The sequence below is a fragment of the Streptomyces sp. AHA2 genome, assembly GCF_036857595.1.
In the GTDB taxonomy this organism is placed as follows: domain Bacteria; phylum Actinomycetota; class Actinomycetes; order Streptomycetales; family Streptomycetaceae; genus Streptomyces.
Genome location: NZ_JAUQWJ010000002.1, coordinates 102772 through 119564, shown reverse-complemented (window position 1 = coordinate 119564; position 16793 = coordinate 102772). Strand labels below are relative to the sequence as shown.

Below are 16793 nucleotides of genomic sequence, written 5' to 3'. Positions count from 1 at the left end.
ATGGTTGCAGTGTGAACTGCACTGCGAGCATAGTTGACCGGGTGATCCGCAGCCGGATCCCCGAACTGCCCGCCCGGCCGGATCGCCGACCACTCGCGCCGCCCTCGCCTGTTCTTCCACCCCCCACGGAAGGCGACCCCGTGTCCCCCCACACGACGACCACCCCACGGTTCCTCGAGGCGGTCCGCCCCGGCCGCGCCGACTGGCTGGAGCTGCCGCCGCTGCGGACCAGCGCCGGTCTGGCCCGGCGCGCCCTGCGCGACCGGCTCGCCGCGTGGCAGGTGCCCGACACGATGTGCGCCGACGCCGTGCTGCTGGTGTCCGAACTGGTCACCAATGCCGTGCTGCACACGTTCAGCGAACGGATCCTGTGCGGGGTGCAGCTAATGGCGGACGCCCGTCTGCGGATGGAGGTCCACGACGGCGACCGCACCGGCCGCGGCATCCCCGAGTGCTGCCCGGGCCCGGACGACGAGGGCGGGCGCGGCCTGCTGCTCGTCCGGGAGGTGGCGGACGCCTGGGGTGTCCTCCGCTCGCCGCTGACCGGCGGCAACGCCGTGTGGGCGAGCTTCCCGACGGCGCCGCAGCGCCCCGGGGTCTGAGCCCCGGGGTCAGAAGCCCAGGCGCCGCAGCTGCTTGGGGTCGCGCTGCCAGTCCTTGGCGACCTTCACGTGCAGGTCGAGGAAGACGGGCGTGCCCAGCAGGGCCTCGATCTGCTTGCGGGACTTGATGCCGACCTCCTTCAGGCGCTTGCCCTTGGGGCCGATGACGATGCCCTTCTGGCTGGAGCGCTCGATGAAGAGGTTGGCGTGGATGTCGAGCAGGGGCTTGTCCGCGGGGCGGTCCTCCCGGGGCAGCATCTCCTCGACCACGACGGCGATGGAGTGCGGCAGCTCGTCGCGGACCCCTTCCAGGGCCGCCTCGCGGATCAGCTCCGCGACCATGACCTGCTCGGGCTCGTCGGTCAGGTCGCCCTCGGGGTAGAGCGCGGGACCCTCGGGCAGCAGCGGGATCAACAGGTCCGCCAGCAGCTCGACCTGCTGGTCGCCGACCGCCGAGACCGGGACGATCTCGGCCCACTCGATGCCCAGTTCCTTGCCCAGCTGGTCGACGGCGATCAGCTGCTCGGCGAGGGTCTTGCCGTCCACGAGGTCCGTCTTGGTGACGATCGCGACCTTCGGCGACTTCTTGATCCCCGCCAGCTCCTTGGCGATGAAGCGGTCGCCGGGACCGATCTTCTCGTTCGCCGGCAGGCAGAAGCCGATCACGTCGACCTCGGCCCAGGTGGTGCGCACCACGTCGTTCAGCCGCTCGCCGAGCAGTGTGCGCGGTTTGTGCAGGCCGGGGGTGTCCACCAGGATCAGCTGCGCGTCCTCGCGGTGCACGATGCCCCGGACGGTGTGCCGGGTCGTCTGGGGCCGGTTGGAGGTGATCGCCACCTTCTGCCCGACCAGAGCGTTCGTCAGGGTGGACTTGCCCGCGTTGGGGCGGCCGACGAAGCAGGCGAAGCCGGCACGGTGGGCGGTCTCGCCGGACTTCTCGGATGACTCTGCGCGAACACTCATGCCGCCCATTCTCCCTGATCCTCGGGGCCGCTCCGCACAGCGGTCCGTCCGCCCCGGGAGCCGTGGCCTCCCCGGACCCGGGCGACGCGTTCCGGTTCAGTCGAACACGAACGGTCCGGGTGACTGCGGGCCGGTCGCCGTGCAGGTGGCGGTGAGGCCGAAGGCGGTCAGCCGCAGCGAGCCGCCGCGGGCCTCCAGGCGGTCGCCGGGGGCGACGGTGCCGCGCAGGGGGCCGACCTCGACGGGGGCGCCGGCCGCCATGGCCGGGTTCGCCTTGCCGGTGAAGGCGACGGTGCCGCCGCCGGCCTTCACCAGGGTGAGGGTGGACGTGACCGTGTCCTTGCCGAGGGAGATCGGGGCGGTGATCGCGGAGGACGTGACCGTGAAGGTGACGGCGGTGCCGCTCTGCGTGGCGGTGAGCGTGCCCCGGCCGCTGCCGAAGCTGCCGCAGTCCGCACTGATCGTCGCGGTCGGCGGGGTGACGGCGTGGGCCGCCGGGGCGAGGGCGAGCGCCCCGGCCGCCAGGGCCCCGGCCGCCAGGGCCGTGCCCGCCGTGATGCTGTCGCGTCTCATGGGATGCCGGTTCTCATTTCTCCCCCCCGGTCGCAGGGAAGTTCAGCCGGCGGTCAGGGTGGCCCGGACCGTCCCGTCGGGCCCGGCCACGAGCACCGGCGTCCGCGCGCTGCCGAGGTCGCGGACGGCTGCCCGGTCCTCGTCGGGGACCGACTCCGCGTCGGTGACGACCGCGGCCGCCTCAAGGGAGCGCGCGCCGGAGGCCACGGCCATCGCCACCGCCGTCCGCAGGGCGCTGAGCTTCAGCGAGTCGAGGGCCACGGTGCCGGCGACGTAGGTCCGCCCGGTCTCGTCCCGCACGGCGGCCCCCTCGGGCACACCGTTGCGGGCCCGCGCGGAACGGGCCAGGGTGACGATCTTGCGGTCCTCGGGGTCGAGCGCGCTGCTGTCGGTCATGATCCGAGCATACGGAAGGGTCAGGACCGGTCCAGGCGGAGGCGGTCCGCCCGGGGGAGGCCGGCGACGACCAGGTCGTAGGAGTCCTCGACGAGCTCGCGGACCAGCCGGTCGGGGAGGTCCCCGTCGGCCGTGACGGTGTTCCAGTGGCGCTTGTTCATGTGCCAGCCGGGCACGACGAGCCCCTCGTACTGCCGGCGGAGGCGGACGGCCTCGTCCGGGTCGCACTTGAGGTTGACCTTCAGGGGGCGCGCGTCCAGGAACGACAGGGCGAACAGCTTCCCGCACACCCTGAAGACCGAGATCTCCGGGCCGAACGGGAAGTCCTCCCCGGCCGCCTCGAAGGACAGGCAGAACGCACGCAGCTCCTGGGGGGTCACTCCGCCGTCTCCTCCCGCGGCGGGTCCTGCGGCTCCACCGGTTCAGCCAGGACGGTCACGATCTTGTTCCGGCGGCCGGCCGCGGCCTCCGCGGTCAGCCTGAGCTCCCGCCCGTCGGGCAGGGCCACCACGGACGACGCCCCGGCGATGGGGACCCGGCCCAGTTGCTTGGCGAGCAGACCGCCGACCGTCTCGACGTCCTCGTCGTCGAACTCCTCCAGGCCGTACAGCTCGCCCAGGTCGCCGATGTCGAGGCGGGCGGTGACCCGGAAGCGGTCCTTGCCGAGGTCCTCCACCGGGGGCAGCTCCCGGTCGTACTCGTCGGTGATCTCGCCGACGATCTCCTCGAGGATGTCCTCGATGGTGACGATGCCGGCCGTGCCGCCGTACTCGTCGATGACGACGGCGACGTGGTTGCGTTCCTTCTGCATCTCGCGCAGCAGGTCACCGGCGTTCTTGGTGTCGGGCACGAAGAAGGCGGGCCGCATCGCCGTCGACACCTGCTCGGTCTCGGCGTCCCGGCTGATGTGCGTCCTGCGGACCAGGTCCTTCAGGTACACGATCCCGACGATGTCGTCCTCGCTCTCACCGGTGACGGGGATGCGGGAGAAGCCGGAGCGCAGGGCGAGGGTCAGGGCCTGGCGGATGGTCTTGAAGCGTTCGATGACCACCAGGTCCGTGCGGGGCACCATGACCTCGCGGACGAGGGTGTCGCCCAGCTCGAAGACCGAGTGCACCATGCGGCGCTCCTCGTCCTCGATCAGCGACTCCTTCTCGGCGAGGTCGACCAGCGCCCGCAGCTCCGCCTCGGAGGCGAACGGGCCGCGCCGGAAGCCCTTGCCGGGGGTGAGGGCGTTGCCGATGAGGATGAGCAGCGAGGGGATCGGGCCCATGATCCGCGCCAGCGGCACCAGGACGTACGCCGAGACCGTCGCGGTGCTGAGCGGGTGCTGGCGGCCGATGGTGCGTGGCGAGACGCCGACGGCGACGTAGGACACGAGCACCATGACCGCGATGGCGACCAGCAGCGCCTCGGTCGTGCCGTCGAACTCCTTGAGGCACCCGTAGGTGATCAGCGCGGCGGCGGCCATCTCGCAGGCGACGCGGACCAGCAGCGCCACGTTCAGGTAGCGGGTCGGGTCGGCGGCGACCTGGGACAGTTTGGCGCTGCCGCGGCGGCCGGAGCGCACGGCCTCCTCGGCACGGAAGCTGGAGACACGGGCGAGGCCCGCCTCCGCGCAGGCGGCGAGCCACGCCACGACGACCAGGGCGACGGCGCCCAGTGCGAGTTGAGGACTCATCGGCGGCCGTTACGAGACCGTCGGCGCCGGGGACGGGCCGGTCAGGCCCCGCTCCGCGCGCCAGCCGTCCACGATGGCCGCCTGCAGTCCGAACATCTCGGCCTTCTCGTCCGGCTCCTCGTGGTCGTAGCCCAGCAGGTGCAGCACCCCGTGGACGGTGAGCAGCTGGAGCTCCTCGTCCATGGAGTGCTGTGTCTCCGCTTCCCTGCCCTGCTTCTCGGCGACCTCGGGGCACAGCACGATGTCGCCGAGCAGGCCCTGCGGCGGCTCGTCGTCGTCCTTGGACGGCGGACGCAGCTCGTCCATGGGGAAGGACATGACATCCGTCGGGCCCGGGAGGTCCATCCACTGGATGTGCAACTGCTCCATGGCGTCGGCGTCCACGACGATCACCGACAGTTCGGAGAGCGGGTGGATGCGCATCCGCGCCAGCGCGTAGCGGGCGATGTCGAGGATCGCCTGCTCGTCGACCTCGGTGCCGGACTCGTTGTTGACGTCGATCGACATGGTGTTGTGCTTGTCTACTTCCCCTTGTGCGCGGACTTGCCCCGGCCCTTGTGCGTGCCGTTCTCGGTGCCGTGCGTGGTGTCGTACTTCTCGTACGCGTCGACGATACGGCCCACCAGCTTGTGCCGGACGACGTCCTGCGACGACAGCCGGGAGAAGTGCACGTCCTCCACGCCGTCCAGGATGTCCTGCACCTGGCGCAGGCCGCTCTTCGTCCCGTCGGGGAGGTCGACCTGCGTCACGTCACCCGTGATGACGATCTTCGAGTCGAAGCCGAGGCGGGTGAGGAACATCTTCATCTGCTCGGGACTGGTGTTCTGCGCCTCGTCCAGGATGATGAAGGCGTCGTTGAGCGTGCGTCCGCGCATGTAGGCGAGCGGCGCGACCTCGATCGTGCCCGCGGCCATCAGGCGCGGGATCGAGTCCGGGTCGAGCATGTCGTGCAGCGCGTCGTACAGCGGGCGCAGGTACGGGTCGATCTTCTCGTAGAGCGTGCCCGGGAGGAAGCCGAGCCGCTCTCCGGCCTCGACCGCCGGGCGGGTCAGGATGATGCGGTTGACCTGCTTGGACTGCAGGGCCTGCACGGCCTTGGCCATGGCCAGGTAGGTCTTGCCGGTGCCGGCGGGGCCGATGCCGAAGACGATGGTGTGCTTGTCGATCGCGTCCACGTAGCGCTTCTGGTTGAGCGTCTTGGGGCGGATCGTGCGGCCGCGCGAGGACAGGATGTTCTGCGTGAGCACCTCGGCCGGGGTCTCCTGGCCGTCGCTCTCGCCGTTGTCGCTCGCCTTGAGCATGGCGATCGAGCGTTCCACTGCGTCCTCCGTCATCGGCTGCCCGGTGCGGAGCACCAGCATCATCTCGTCGAACACGCGCGCGATGAGGGCGACGTCCTTCGGATCGCCGACCGCGCTGATCTCATTGCCCCGGACGTGGATGTCGGCCGCCGGGAAGGCCTTCTCGATCACGCGCAGGAGGGAGTCGCCGGATCCCAGCACGGTCACCATGGGGTGCTGGGCGGGGACGGTGAACTGTGCTCTCGCCTGCTCCTGCGCGGAGGTGTGAGCTGTCGGTGATTGAGTCATGGGCCGGCGCTTAAGGCCTGCGGTTCCTCCTCGTCACGGCCGCACAGCTGAGGGCGGCCTCGCGATTCCCAGGGTACGACGGTGCGGTGACAACACCGTAGGAGTTTCGGGGACGGGAGGACGGCCGGCAGCGGCGGCGGCTCCCGGCCGGCGCCGGGTTCCCGGCTGCGGCCGGGTCATGCCGAGCGGCGGAAGCCGATCGTCGGCACCGCGCGCCGCAGCGGCCACGGCCTCACCAGCTCCTCCGGCACCAGCCCGGCCAGGAACCCGTACCGCCGCAGCGCCTGGGGGTCCTGCCCCTCGACGGACTGCACCCTGCGCCACCACGCCGCGATCTCCGACCACCCGGGTGCGGACAGCGATCCGCCGAACTCCTGGACCGACAGCGCGGCCGTCAGCCCCGCGAACGCCAGCCGGTCGGCCAGCGGCCAGTCCGCCAGCGTCCCGGCCACGAACCCGGCGACGAACACGTCCCCGGCCCCGGTCGGGTCCAGTGCCTCGACCTCGATGGCCGGCACCTCCGCCGTCTCCCCCGTGCGCCGGTCCACCGCGTACGCGCCCTCCGCGCCGAGGGTGACGACGGCGAGCGGCACGTGCTCGGTGAGGGCGTGCGCTGCGGCCCGCGGGCAGTCGGTGCGGGTGTAGCGCATGGCCTCCTGCGCGTTCGGCAGGAACGCCTCGCAGTGCTTCAGGTCGGGCAGCCGGGCCAGGTCCCACGCGCCGGTGTCGTCCCAGCCGACGTCGCCGAAGACGCGCGTGCCCCTGCTCGCGGCCTGCGCGATCCAGGGCGCGCTCACACCGGGCGCGAGGGAGGCGACGGCGGCCCGGGCACGCGGCGGGCACGCGGGGGCGGGCTCCTCCGGGGGCGGCTCGTGGCCGTGCGAGACCATCGTCCGCTCTCCCTCGTACGCCATGGACACGGTCACCGGCGAGTGCCAGCCGGGCACCGTGCGCGACGGGGAGAGGTCGATGCCCTCGCCGTGCTCCAGGGCGTCCCAGCAGTACTCGCCGTAGTGGTCGTCGCCGAAGGCCGCGGCGAGGGAGGTGCGCAGCCCGAGCCGGGCGAGCGCGGTGGCCATGTTGGCGACGCCGCCGGGGCTCGATCCCATCCCGCGAGCCCAGGACTCCGTGCCGCGCACCGGGGCGGAGTCGAGCCCGGTGAACACGATGTCGAGGAAGACGGTGCCGGTGAGGTAGACGTCCCAGGGCGGGTCGTCCGGCGCGCGCAGCGGGGCGAGGGGATCGACCTGGCTCTGACGGTGCGATCCCTTGCCGGCCGGGCCCTTTCCCGCCGGACCCTTTCCTGCCGGGGCGGTGGACGCGATCACGATGCGCTCCCTGACGTGGTGCGGATCAGGCCAGTCTGCACCACACCGCCGGGAAGCGGCCGCTACCAGCGGGGCATCGAGGGCGTCGCCCACCCCGGGTCCGCGACGCGCATCGCCGCCGCGTCGTCCCGGTCGCGCAGCGTCCCGTCGTCGTCCAGCCAGCGCCGGTGCAGCACGGCCAGCCGCTCGCGGTCCAGCTCCACGCCGAGCCCGGGGGCGTCGGACACCGCCACGCGTCCGCCCTCGAAGGCGATCCGCTCGGTGAGGACGTCCTCCGACTGCCACGGGTAGTGGGAGTCGCAGGCGTGGTGGAGGTTCGGGACGGTGGCCGCCACGTGGGTCATCGCGGCCAGCGAGACGCCCAGGTGGGTGTTGGAGTGCATGGACACCCCGACGCCGAAGGCGCGGCACACGGCGGCGAGTTGCTGGGTGTTGCGCAGTCCGCCCCAGTAGTGGTGGTCGCAGAGCACGACCTGTACGGCGCCGCGGACGAACGCCTCCTCGATCTCGGCGAAGGTCGTCACGCACATGTTGGTCGCCAGCGGCACCCCCGTCCCGGCGGCCACCTCGGCCATGGCGGGCGTACCGAGGGCCGGGTCCTCCAGGTATTCGAGGACGTCCCCCAGCTCCTCGGCCACCCGCAGCGAGGTCGCGACCGACCAGGCACCGTTGGGGTCCAGCCGCAGCGGACGCCCGGGGAAGGCCTCGGCCAGGGCGCGCACGGCCGCGATCTCCTCGTCGGGCGGGAACACGCCGCCCTTGAGCTTGAAGGAGGTGAAGCCGTGGCGTTCGGTGAAACGGCGGGCCTGCTCCACCACCCCGGCCGGGTCCAGGGCCGCGCCCCAGTCGTCCGTCTCGGCCGGCACCCCCTCGGGGTGGGCGGCCCACTTGTAGAACAGGTAGGCGCTGTACTCGACCGCGTCGCGCACCTTGCCGCCGAGCAGCGCGTGCACGGGCAGGCCGAGCGCTTTCCCGAGGGCGTCCAGACAGGCGACCTCGAACGCGGAGACGACGGACAGCCGGAGCTTGCCGGCGGTCTGGACGCCGCGCAGTCCGCCGACGTCGACGGCGGTCTCGACCCGGGAGCCGTCCACCGCCACCCGGTCCGCGAGGGTGAACAGCCCGTTCAGATCGCTGACCGGGTGTCCGGCCAGCTGTTCGGCGAAGGGCCGGGCCAGCTCCAGGTACTTGCCGTCGCCGTAGGTCTCCCCCACGCCGGTGACCCCGTCCGCCGTGACGACCTCGACGATCAGCCGGGGCGTGTACGGCTGGTGGACGCCCTGCGTGTTCAGCAGCGGCGGGTCCGCGACCAGGATGGGCGTCAGCCGCACGTCGGTGATGGCGAGCTTCACAGGGCGGCTCCCACGAGGTCGAGTCCGGCGGTGAGGAGGGCGGTCAGGGCGGCCAGGTCGGCGGGCGCGGGGTCGGTGAGCGGGGCGCGCACGGGGCCCACGGCCCGGCCGCGCAGGCGTGCGGCGGCCTTCACCAGTGACACCGCGTATCCGGGGGCGCGGTCGCGGAGTTCGACGAACGGGACGTAGAAGCCCCGCAGGAGCTTGTCGACGGTGCCGTCGTCGCCGTCGCGCAGGGCGGTGAAGAAGGCGCCGGCGATCTCGGGGGCGAAGGCGTGCACGGCGGAGGAGTAGGCCGGGACGCCGACGGCGGCGTAGGCGCGGGCCTGGATCTCCGCGGTGGCGGCGCCGTTGAAGAACAGGAAGTCCTCGGGCGCCGCGAGGGTGAGGCGCTGGAGCCGGTCGAGGTCGCTGTGGCCGTCCTTGAGGCCGATGACGGTCGGCAGCGCGGCGATACGGCGGAGGGAGTCGGCGGTGAAGGCGGTCCGGCCGCGCTGGTAGACGACCAGCGGCAGCGGGGTGCGGGCGGCGATCGCCTCGACCTGGGCGACGAGACCGTCCTGCGGGGCCTCGACGAGGTAGTGCGGCAGGACGAGCAGGGCGTCGGCTCCGGCCTCCTCGGCGACGCGCGCGAACCGGGCGGCCTGGGCCCAGCCGTAGCCGATGCCGGCGACGACGGGGACGCGGCCCGCCGTCTCCTCGACGGTGAGGGCCACCACCTGCCGGTACTCGTCCTCGTCCAGGGAGAAGAACTCGCCGGTTCCGCAGGCGGGGAAGACCGCGCCCGGCGCTGCGGCGAGCCGGCCGGCCACGTGGGCGCGGCAGCCGTCCGGGTCGAGCGCGCCGTCGTCGCGGAAGGCGGTCAACGGGAAGGACAGCACCCCGCCCGCCATGCCCTCGCGCAGCCGCCGCGCGACCGCCACCGCACCAGCACTCACGTCGTCTCCTCACGCAGCCGTCATCCACGTATGAGAATGCTGGTTGGATATACGAACGTCAACAGGTGCGACGGCGAGGACCCTTGACGGGCGGCACGACCGGCGAGGGCGCGCGTTTACCCGAGGTTCATCGAGACAAACCGAATGTGACTCAGATCACATCGACCGGGCTCCCGTGTCCGAGTGGTTGCTTGATACAAATTGCCCGCGCGTTCCTGTCCGTCGACGGTCGTCGCCCCACCTCCCCCTGATCGCCGCTCCTTTCGCCTGCCCCGGGAACGCCCGTGTTCGCCCCCCGCACCACTCCCTGGCCCCTCGTCGCCCTTTTCACGGCCGGGTACCTCGCTCCGTATCTGCTGCCCACCACCGTGGGCCGCCTCGACTCGGGGCTTGCGCTGTCCGCCACCCAGGCCGGGGCCGTCGGCAGCGCCCTGCTGCTGAGCTCCGCCACCGCCGGATTCGCCCTGGCCTCCCGGGTCGAACGGGTGGGCGCCCGCACCCTCGCCCGGCTCGGCCTCGCCCTGGCCCTGCTCGGCTACGGCGGCGCGGCCCTGACCACCGCGGTCCCGGCCGTCGTCGCCGGCGCGATGCTCGGCGGGTTCGGCTCCGGCACGGCCACCACCGTCGCCGCGACCCTCATCGCCGGGCAGAAGGACCCCCACCGGGCCTCCACCGCCGGGCTGCTCAGCGTCTCCGCCCTCGCGGGCGCCGTCTATCTGACGGTGCCGCATCTCGGTCCGGGGCACGGGCTGCCGCTGGCCGCGATCGCCCTCACGGCCGTGGCCGTGTGGCCGCTGACCGGCCGGCTGCCCGCCGGGACGCCCCCCACCCCCGTGCGCACCGGCAAGGCCCGTCTGCCGCACGCCCGTTCCGGGCTGGTGCTGGCCGCCGCCATGGTGTGCTGGTCCCTCGCCCAGAACTCGCTGTGGGGCGTGAGCGGCCGGATCGGCCTGGAACAGGCGCACCTGAGCGAGACCACCGTCGGTGCCGTGTTCGCCGTGGCCCTGGGCGCCGGGCTCACGGGCGTCCTCGCGGCCGGCGCCCTCGGGGCACGGCTCGGCAGGGCGGTGCCGATCGGCCTGGGCACCACGCTCATCGCCGGCTGCATCGTGGTCAGCGCCTCCGCGACCGGGCTCGGCGGCTTCGCGGCCGGCGAGATCGCCTGGAACACGCTGTACCCGGTGGTGCTGTCGTACCTGATCGGGCTGGCCGCCTCCCTCGACCCGCGCGGGCGCTGGGCGGTCCTGGTCGGCTCGGCGTCCTCGCTGGGCACCGCGGCCGGGCCGCTGACCGGCAGTGTGCTGTCGGCGCAGGCCGGTTTCCCGGTGATGGGAGCGGTCCTCGGCGCCGGGCTGCTGGTGGTCGCCCTGCCGATGACCGCCGTCGCCCTGCACACCGGAGGGCGCCCGCTGCTGCCCGGTGCGATCCGCCGCCGCGGCGGCCACCCGGCCGCCCTGGTCGCCGCCGCCACCGGCACCCCCACCGGCGCGGTCCCGCAGATCGGCGCCCCGGAGCAACCGGTGGTGGAGATCCCCGTCGAGGCCCCGGCCGTCCCCGCCCAGCGCGCCTACGGCAAGGCCGGGTCGGAGGCCCCGTGAGGGCCTGGGGCCTGTCTGACGATCACCGCCGTCGCCCGGAGGGCGGCCTCGCGGCGTCAGGTGCGGGCTCTCGGCGTGCCGGGCGTAGAGCGTCGTACTGGAGTACTCGGTTCTGCGCCCGGTGCGGCGAGAGTGCGTGCATGGCGTCGCGAGGCAGGAGGGAATCGTCAGACGGGCCCTAGCCGAAGCTGTACGCCTCGACCTCCGCCAGGTAGCGCGCCCGGAGCTGCTCGTCGTCCTCGAGGAACGAGGCGAGGAAGGAGTTGCGGGCCAGCTCGCGCAGCCGCTCCTCGCCGAGCCCGAGGGTGTCGCGCACGGCGTCGAAGTTGTCCCCGGCGTAGCCGCCGAAGTAGGCCGGGTCGTCCGAGTTGACCGTGCACACCAGGCCCGCGTCCAGCATGGCGGGCAGGGGGTGCTCGGCGAGGGTGTCCACCGTGCGCAGCCGGACGTTGGACAGCGGGCACAGCGTCAGCGGCACGCGGTCGCGCACCAGCCGCTCCACCAGGGCCGGGTCCTCCACGCAGCGCAGCCCGTGGTCGACCCGCTCGACGCCGAGGACGTCCAGCGCCTCGGTGATGTAGGCGGGCGGCCCCTCCTCACCCGCGTGCGCGACCCGTCGCAGCCCCAGCGCGGCGGCGGCCTCGTAGACCTCGCGGAACTTCGCCGGCGGGTGCCCGACCTCGGCGGAGTCCAGGCCGATCCCGGTGATCCGGTCCAGGTGGGGCCCGGCGGCGTCCAGTGTGGCCAGGGCCGACTCGGCGGACTCGTCGCGCAGGAAGCACAGGATCAGCCGGGTGGAGACACCGTGGTTCGCCTCGCTGTTCCCCAGCGCCCGCCACAGCCCTTCGACGACCGTGCCGAGCTCCAGACCGCGGCCGGTGTGGGCCTGCGGATCGAAGAAGATCTCGGCGTGCCGCACGCCCTGCGCGGCGGCCCGGGCCAGGTAGGCGTTCGCCAGGTCCTCGAAGTCGCGCTCGGTGCGCAGCACGGCCATGAGCTCGTAGTACAGGTTCAGGAACGACTGCAGGTCCTCGAAGCGGTACGCCTGGCGCAGCTCGTCCGTGTCGGCGTAGGGCAGGGTGACGCCGTTGCGCGCGGCGAGCTCGAAGGCAAGCTCCGGCTCCAGAGTGCCTTCGATGTGAAGGTGCAGTTCGGCTTTGGGGAGGGGCATCAAAGCATCGTACGGTCGTTTCACCGACGCTTCGGAACCGGCACCCGCAGCAGGTCGCGTGCCACGGTCAGCTCGCCCTCGTACCCGGCGGCCCGCGCCTGGCGCTCGAACTCCTCCGGTTCGGCGTAGCGCTGGCTGAAGTGGGTCAGCACCAGGTGCCGCACCCCGCTCTCCTGCGCCGCCCGCGCCGCCTGGCCCGCCGTCAGGTGACCGTGCTCGACGGCCAGGTCCTGGTCCTCGTCGAGGAAGGTCGACTCGATGACGAGCATGTCGCAGCCCTCGGCCAGCGCGTACACGCCGTCGCACAGCCGGGTGTCCATGACGAACGCGAACCGCTGCCCGCGCCGCACCTCGCTGACGTCCTCCAGCGAGACGCCGCCGAGGGTCCCCTCGCGCTGGATGCGGCCCACGTCCGGGCCCCTCAGGCCGTGCGCGGCGAGCCGCTCGGGCAGCATGCGCCGGCCGTCGGGCTCGACGATGCGGTAGCCGTAGGACTCCACCGGGTGCGACAGCTTGCGGGCCTCCAGCAGGTAGCCGCCGGTGCGGGCGAGGGGGCCGTCGGCGTCGACCGGCGCCTCGGTGATGCCGACGGTCTCGCGGTAGGCGGTGGCGTACCGGAGCCGGTCGAAGAAGCGCTGCCCCGAGCGGGGGTAGTGGGCGGTCACCTGGTGCGGGACCCGGTCGAGGTTGATCCGCTGGATCACGCCCGCCAGGCCCAGGCTGTGGTCGCCGTGGAAGTGCGTGACGCAGATCCGGTTCAGGTCGTGCGCGGCCACCCCGGCACGCAGCATCTGCCGCTGCGTGCCCTCACCGGGATCGAAGAGGACGCCCTCGCCGTCCCAGCGCAGCAGGTAGCCGTTGTGGTTGCGGTGCCGGGTCGGCACCTGGCTGGCGGTGCCCAGGACGACCAGTTCGCGTACGGACAAGACGCGTTACCCCGGAGGCCACTGCAGACCGCGGCCGCCGAGCACATGGCCGTGGACGTGCCAGACCGTCTGGCCGGCACCGCTGCCGGTGTTGAACACCAGGCGGTAGCTGTCGAGCTTCTCCTCCTCGGCGACGGCCCGGGCCTCGCGGAGCACGTCCGCGGTGAGGGCCGGGTCGGCCTCGACGAGGGCCGCGGCGTTCTCGTAGTGCGCCTTGGGGATGACCAGGACGTGGGTCGGGGCCTGGGGGTTGATGTCGCGGAACGCGAGGGTCGTCTCCGTCTCGCGCACGATCGTCGCCGGGATGCTGCCCGCGACGATCTTGCAGAACAAGCAGTCGTCCTGGGGTTCCCCTGCCATTGTCCCTCCGGGGGTCGGCCGAATGCGGTCTCGGGTGGGCATCGTATCGTCGTCGGGTGCGGGTGCTTCGTGGCCGGTCGCGCAGGCGCCCGCGCCGCTAGGGAGCCGGGATGGCCGGGGGAGCCTTCGCAGGGCTGGCCTCCAGACTCTCCAGCGCCAGGCGGATGGCCTCGTCGAGCTGCACGTCCCTGCCCGCCGCGTGGTCCTGTGGGCGTTGGACGATCTCCACGTCGGGATCCACCCCGTGGTTCTCCACGCCCCACTCGTAACCCTCCAGCCAGAAGGCGTACTTCGGCTGGGTGACCAGAGTGCCGTCGACCAGGCGGTAGCGGCTGTCGATGCCGATGACACCGCCCCAGGTGCGGGTGCCGACGACCGGTCCGAGGCCCAGGGCCTTGATCGCCGCGTTGACGATGTCGCCGTCCGAACCGGAGAACTCGTTGGCGACGGCCACGACGGGACCGCGCGGGGCGTCCTCGGGGTAGCTGTAGGGGCGCATGCCGCGCGGGACGGCCCAGCCGACGATGCGCCGGGCGAGCTTCTCCACCACGAGCTGGGAGGTGTGGCCGCCGCGGTTCTCGCGCACGTCGACGACCAGGCCCTCGCGGGCCACCTCGACCCGCAGGTCGCGGTGGATCTGGGCCCAGCCGGGCGCCTGCATGTCCGGGACGTGGAGGTAGCCGAGGCGGCCGCCGGACTTCTCGTGGACGTAGGCGCGGCGGTCGGCGACCCAGGCGTGGTAGCGCAGCGGCTCCTCGTCGGCGAGCGGGACGACGACGGCGTGCCGGGGCTCACCGCCCCCGGACGGCGAGATCGTGAGCTCCACCGGCTTGTTCGCCGTGCCGACCAGCAGCCGTCCGGGTCCGGTGACCGGGTCGACCGGCTGCCCGGCGATCGCCACGATGGCGTCCCCGGGGCGTACGGCCACACCGGGCGCGGCCAGCGGGCTGCGGGCCTCCGGGTCGGAGGTCTCCGAGGGCAGGATGCGGTCGACCCGCCAACTGCCGTCCTCGTGACGGGAGATGTCGGCGCCGAGCAGTCCCTGGCGGGGGCCGCCGCCGTGGCCGGCGCGCGGGGTGACGTAGGCGTGCGAGGTGCCCAGTTCGCCCTGGACCTCCCACAGCAGGTCGACCAGGTCGTCGTGGGTGGCGCACCGGTCCACGACCGGGCGGTAGCGGTCCAGGACGCCGTCCCAGTCGACGCCGCTCATGTCCGGCCGCCAGAAGTGGTCGCGCATGATGCGGCCGTTCTCGTCGAACATCTGCCGCCACTCGGCGGCCGGGTCGATGAACTGGCGCACCCGCCCGAGGTCGACGGTGAGGTTGGAGTCGCTCTCGTCGTCGCCGGAGGCACGCCGGTCGCTGGGGACGACCTTGAGCCGTCCGCCGGTCCACAGCAGCACCCGCTTGCCGTCGCCGCTGACCTCGAAGTGGTCGGCGTCCGCGGCCAGATGCTCGACGCGCTGCTGGACGAGGTCGTAGCGCTCCAGCTCGGTCTTGGGCTCCTGCGCGTCGGGCGTGGCGCGCGACGCGCCCAGCACCCCGGCGACGGGGTGGCGCAGCCACAGCACCCCGTCCTTGGCGGCGCGCAGACCCGAGTAGCGGGCGGCCTCGACCGGGAACGGCACGATGCGGTCGGCGAGGCCGTCCAGGTCGATGCGCGTGGTGGGAGTGCCCTCGCTGTCGGGGGTCTCCTCACGGTCGGGCGTCTCGAAGGGGCGGCCGTGCCGCTGCGGGCCGAACGGCGAGGGCGTGGTGGCCGCGAGGGTGATCAGGTGCGGCCGGGCGCCCTCCACGAAGGCCAGGTCGAAGACGTGCTCGTCGTAGACCGGGTCGAAGGCGCGGGTCGACAGGAAGGCGAGGTGCCTGCCGTCGGCGGTGAAGGCGGGCGAGTAGTCCTGGAAGCGCAGCGGGGTGGCCTCGGTGACCGACAGGTCGGTGGTGTTGGCGAGCCGGAGCTGGGACAGCGGGCGCGGTCCCGGGTGGGACCAGGCGAGCCAGGCCGAGTCGGGTGAGAAGACCAGGCCGGACACGTCGCCGTCCTCGCTGCGGTCCACTTCCCGCACCTCGCCGGTCTCCCGCTCCACCAGCAGCAGGCGCCCGTCGTGCGAGGCCACGGCGGCACGGCTGCCGTCGGGCGCCATGGCGAGGTCCAGCACCCTGCCGAGCTGCCCGGCGGCGAGCCGGCGCGGGGTGGCGCCCGGGGTGAGGCCGGTGGCGGGCGCGAACTCCAGGGCGTCGTCGCCCTCGGCGTCCGTCACCCACACCACCCACTCCTCGCCGTCGGCGCGGAACGTCCGGGGCAGCCGGGCCCGGACGCCGGGCGTGGCGGCGAGCGCGCGGGCCGGGCCGGAGCGGTGGGTGACCCAGTGCACGGAGCCGCGCACGGACACGGCGCTGCCGCGGGCGGTGTGGTCGGGAGAGGCCGAGCCGAACCAGCGGGAGGCGTTCACCGTGAAGGGCTGGAGGTCGGCGCGCTGCCCGCCGAGGCGCAGGTCGAGCCGGCGCGGCTCGGCCCCGTCCAGGTCGTCGAGCAGCCACAGCTCACCGGCGCTGGAGTAGACGACCCGGCTGCCGTCGGTCGCGGCGTGCCGGGCGTAGAAGCCGCCGAGGGGGGTGTGGCGGCGCAGGTCGGAGCCGTCGGCGAGGGAGGAGTACAGCGCGCCGGTGCCCTCGTGGTCGGAGAGGAAGCCGACCCGGTCCCCCACCCACAGCGGGTACTCGAGGTTGCCGTCGAGGTCCTCGTGCAGCCGCACGAACTCGCCGTCGCCCTCGCGGTCGATCCACAGCTTGCCCGCGGTGCCGCCGCGGTACCGCTTCCACCAGGCCGCCTCACGGCCCATGGGCGCGGACAGCAGCACCGTGTGCGGGCCGTGGGCGACGTCCCCGACGGGACCGTAGGGCAGGGTGGCGGCCGGGCCGCCGTCCAGCGGCACGGCACGGGCCCAGGTGCGGCGCAGACTGGCCTGCCCCTCGGTGCTGATCGCCAGGACCTCGCCCCCGGGGGTCCACCCGCGCACCTGGGTCCTCAGGCTGCCCCAGTGGGTCAGTCTCCTCGACGGGCCGCCGTCGACCGGCGCGATGTGCACCTCGGGAGCTCCGTCGCGGGTGGAGGTCCAGGCGACGGTGGTGCCGTCGGGAGAGATCCGGGGCTGGGTCACCGGCACGTTGTCGGCGCTGACCCGCCACGCGCGGCCGCCGTCGAGCGGGGCGAGCCACACGTCGTCCTCGGCGGTGAAGGCGACCAGGTCGCCGTGCACATGGGGGAACCGGAGGTAAGCAGGCGATGTCACCCGATCACCCTATGCAGGCGGGCC

General features: G+C 73.2%; 16 protein-coding genes. 2 read left to right on the top strand and 14 right to left on the bottom strand.

All coding sequences use genetic code 11. From position 1 onward, the window contains the following. Window positions 1-140 precede the first annotated feature (140 nt). Entirely contained in the window at window positions 141-602 is a 462-nt protein-coding gene (locus Q5694_RS04370; RefSeq protein ID WP_333930665.1) for an ATP-binding protein, read from the top strand. A gap of 9 nt (window positions 603-611) precedes the next feature. Here Q5694_RS04370 and era read toward each other — a convergent pair whose 3' ends face one another. The 10 genes from era to Q5694_RS04320 form a co-directional block, all read right to left on the bottom strand. Next, window positions 612-1565, bottom strand: coding sequence for a GTPase Era (gene era / locus Q5694_RS04365; protein WP_333930664.1), 954 nt, complete (start codon window positions 1563-1565; stop codon window positions 612-614). 96 nt (window positions 1566-1661) lie between these two features. Then, window positions 1662-2138, bottom strand: a complete 477-nt coding sequence (locus Q5694_RS04360) for a hypothetical protein (protein ID WP_333930663.1) — start codon at window positions 2136-2138, stop codon at window positions 1662-1664. Between the two features lie 42 nt (window positions 2139-2180). Then, window positions 2181-2534, bottom strand: coding sequence for a cytidine deaminase (locus Q5694_RS04355; protein WP_333930662.1), 354 nt, complete (start codon window positions 2532-2534; stop codon window positions 2181-2183). A 20-nt stretch (window positions 2535-2554) separates the two neighbouring features. Continuing rightward, entirely contained in the window at window positions 2555-2914 is a 360-nt protein-coding gene (locus tag Q5694_RS04350; RefSeq protein ID WP_333930661.1) for an MmcQ/YjbR family DNA-binding protein, read from the bottom strand. Next, complete coding sequence (locus Q5694_RS04345; RefSeq protein WP_333930660.1) at window positions 2911-4215, bottom strand: hemolysin family protein; 1305 nt, start codon at window positions 4213-4215, stop codon at window positions 2911-2913. Before Q5694_RS04345 ends, Q5694_RS04350 begins: the two co-directional genes overlap by 4 nt. A gap of 9 nt (window positions 4216-4224) precedes the next feature. Further along, window positions 4225-4722: an rRNA maturation RNase YbeY gene (gene ybeY, locus Q5694_RS04340; RefSeq protein ID WP_311686795.1), complete on the bottom strand. Its 498-nt coding sequence runs from the start codon at window positions 4720-4722 to the stop codon at window positions 4225-4227. Window positions 4723-4736: 14 nt separating this feature from the next. Next, on the bottom strand, window positions 4737-5804 hold the full coding sequence (locus tag Q5694_RS04335) for a PhoH family protein (protein ID WP_333930659.1): 1068 nt from the start codon (window positions 5802-5804) through the stop codon (window positions 4737-4739). Window positions 5805-5980: 176 nt separating this feature from the next. Beyond that, window positions 5981-7132 (bottom strand): carbohydrate kinase family protein, encoded by a 1152-nt coding sequence (locus Q5694_RS04330; RefSeq protein WP_443040813.1) that lies wholly within the window; start codon window positions 7130-7132, stop codon window positions 5981-5983. Window positions 7133-7194: 62 nt separating this feature from the next. After that, window positions 7195-8484: a glucarate dehydratase family protein gene (locus tag Q5694_RS04325; protein WP_333930658.1), complete on the bottom strand. Its 1290-nt coding sequence runs from the start codon at window positions 8482-8484 to the stop codon at window positions 7195-7197. Continuing rightward, window positions 8481-9377 (bottom strand): 5-dehydro-4-deoxyglucarate dehydratase, encoded by an 897-nt coding sequence (locus Q5694_RS04320; protein ID WP_333931289.1) that lies wholly within the window; start codon window positions 9375-9377, stop codon window positions 8481-8483. The genes Q5694_RS04325 and Q5694_RS04320 overlap by 4 nt, the downstream gene beginning before the upstream one ends. A gap of 329 nt (window positions 9378-9706) precedes the next feature. Here Q5694_RS04320 and Q5694_RS04315 point away from each other — a divergent pair, with 329 nt between their 5' ends. Next, window positions 9707-11020 (top strand): MFS transporter, encoded by a 1314-nt coding sequence (locus Q5694_RS04315; RefSeq protein WP_333930657.1) that lies wholly within the window; start codon window positions 9707-9709, stop codon window positions 11018-11020. Between the two features lie 178 nt (window positions 11021-11198). On the opposite strand, the gene Q5694_RS04310 is transcribed toward Q5694_RS04315, so the two are convergent. The 4 genes from Q5694_RS04310 to Q5694_RS04295 form a co-directional block, all read right to left on the bottom strand. Next, on the bottom strand, window positions 11199-12191 hold the full coding sequence (locus tag Q5694_RS04310) for an adenosine deaminase (RefSeq protein ID WP_333930656.1): 993 nt from the start codon (window positions 12189-12191) through the stop codon (window positions 11199-11201). 20 nt (window positions 12192-12211) lie between these two features. Then, window positions 12212-13117 carry a ribonuclease Z gene (locus Q5694_RS04305; RefSeq protein ID WP_333930655.1) on the bottom strand — a complete coding sequence of 302 codons (906 nt, stop codon included), beginning with the start codon at window positions 13115-13117 and terminating at the stop codon, window positions 12212-12214. A gap of 6 nt (window positions 13118-13123) precedes the next feature. Then, complete coding sequence (locus Q5694_RS04300; protein WP_333930654.1) at window positions 13124-13477, bottom strand: histidine triad nucleotide-binding protein; 354 nt, start codon at window positions 13475-13477, stop codon at window positions 13124-13126. Window positions 13478-13574: 97 nt separating this feature from the next. Beyond that, window positions 13575-16724 carry a S41 family peptidase gene (locus Q5694_RS04295; RefSeq protein WP_333931288.1) on the bottom strand — a complete coding sequence of 1050 codons (3150 nt, stop codon included), beginning with the start codon at window positions 16722-16724 and terminating at the stop codon, window positions 13575-13577. Between the last annotated feature and the right edge of the window lie 69 nt (window positions 16725-16793).

Excerpts from the sequence above, each read along its gene's own strand:
- era (WP_333930664.1), bottom strand. The coding sequence starts at position 1,565 with ATGAGTGTTCGCGCAGAGTCATCCGAGAAGTCCGGCGAGACCGCCCAC.
- Q5694_RS04360 (WP_333930663.1), bottom strand. The coding sequence starts at position 2,138 with ATGAGACGCGACAGCATCACGGCGGGCACGGCCCTGGCGGCCGGGGCC.
- Q5694_RS04355 (WP_333930662.1), bottom strand. The coding sequence starts at position 2,534 with ATGACCGACAGCAGCGCGCTCGACCCCGAGGACCGCAAGATCGTCACC.
- Q5694_RS04345 (WP_333930660.1), bottom strand. The coding sequence starts at position 4,215 with ATGAGTCCTCAACTCGCACTGGGCGCCGTCGCCCTGGTCGTCGTGGCG.
- ybeY (WP_311686795.1), bottom strand. The coding sequence starts at position 4,722 with ATGTCGATCGACGTCAACAACGAGTCCGGCACCGAGGTCGACGAGCAG.
- Q5694_RS04335 (WP_333930659.1), bottom strand. The coding sequence starts at position 5,804 with ATGACTCAATCACCGACAGCTCACACCTCCGCGCAGGAGCAGGCGAGA.
- Q5694_RS04320 (WP_333931289.1), bottom strand. The coding sequence starts at position 9,377 with ATGGCGGGCGGGGTGCTGTCCTTCCCGTTGACCGCCTTCCGCGACGAC.
- Q5694_RS04310 (WP_333930656.1), bottom strand. The coding sequence starts at position 12,191 with ATGCCCCTCCCCAAAGCCGAACTGCACCTTCACATCGAAGGCACTCTG.
- Q5694_RS04300 (WP_333930654.1), bottom strand. The coding sequence starts at position 13,477 with ATGGCAGGGGAACCCCAGGACGACTGCTTGTTCTGCAAGATCGTCGCG.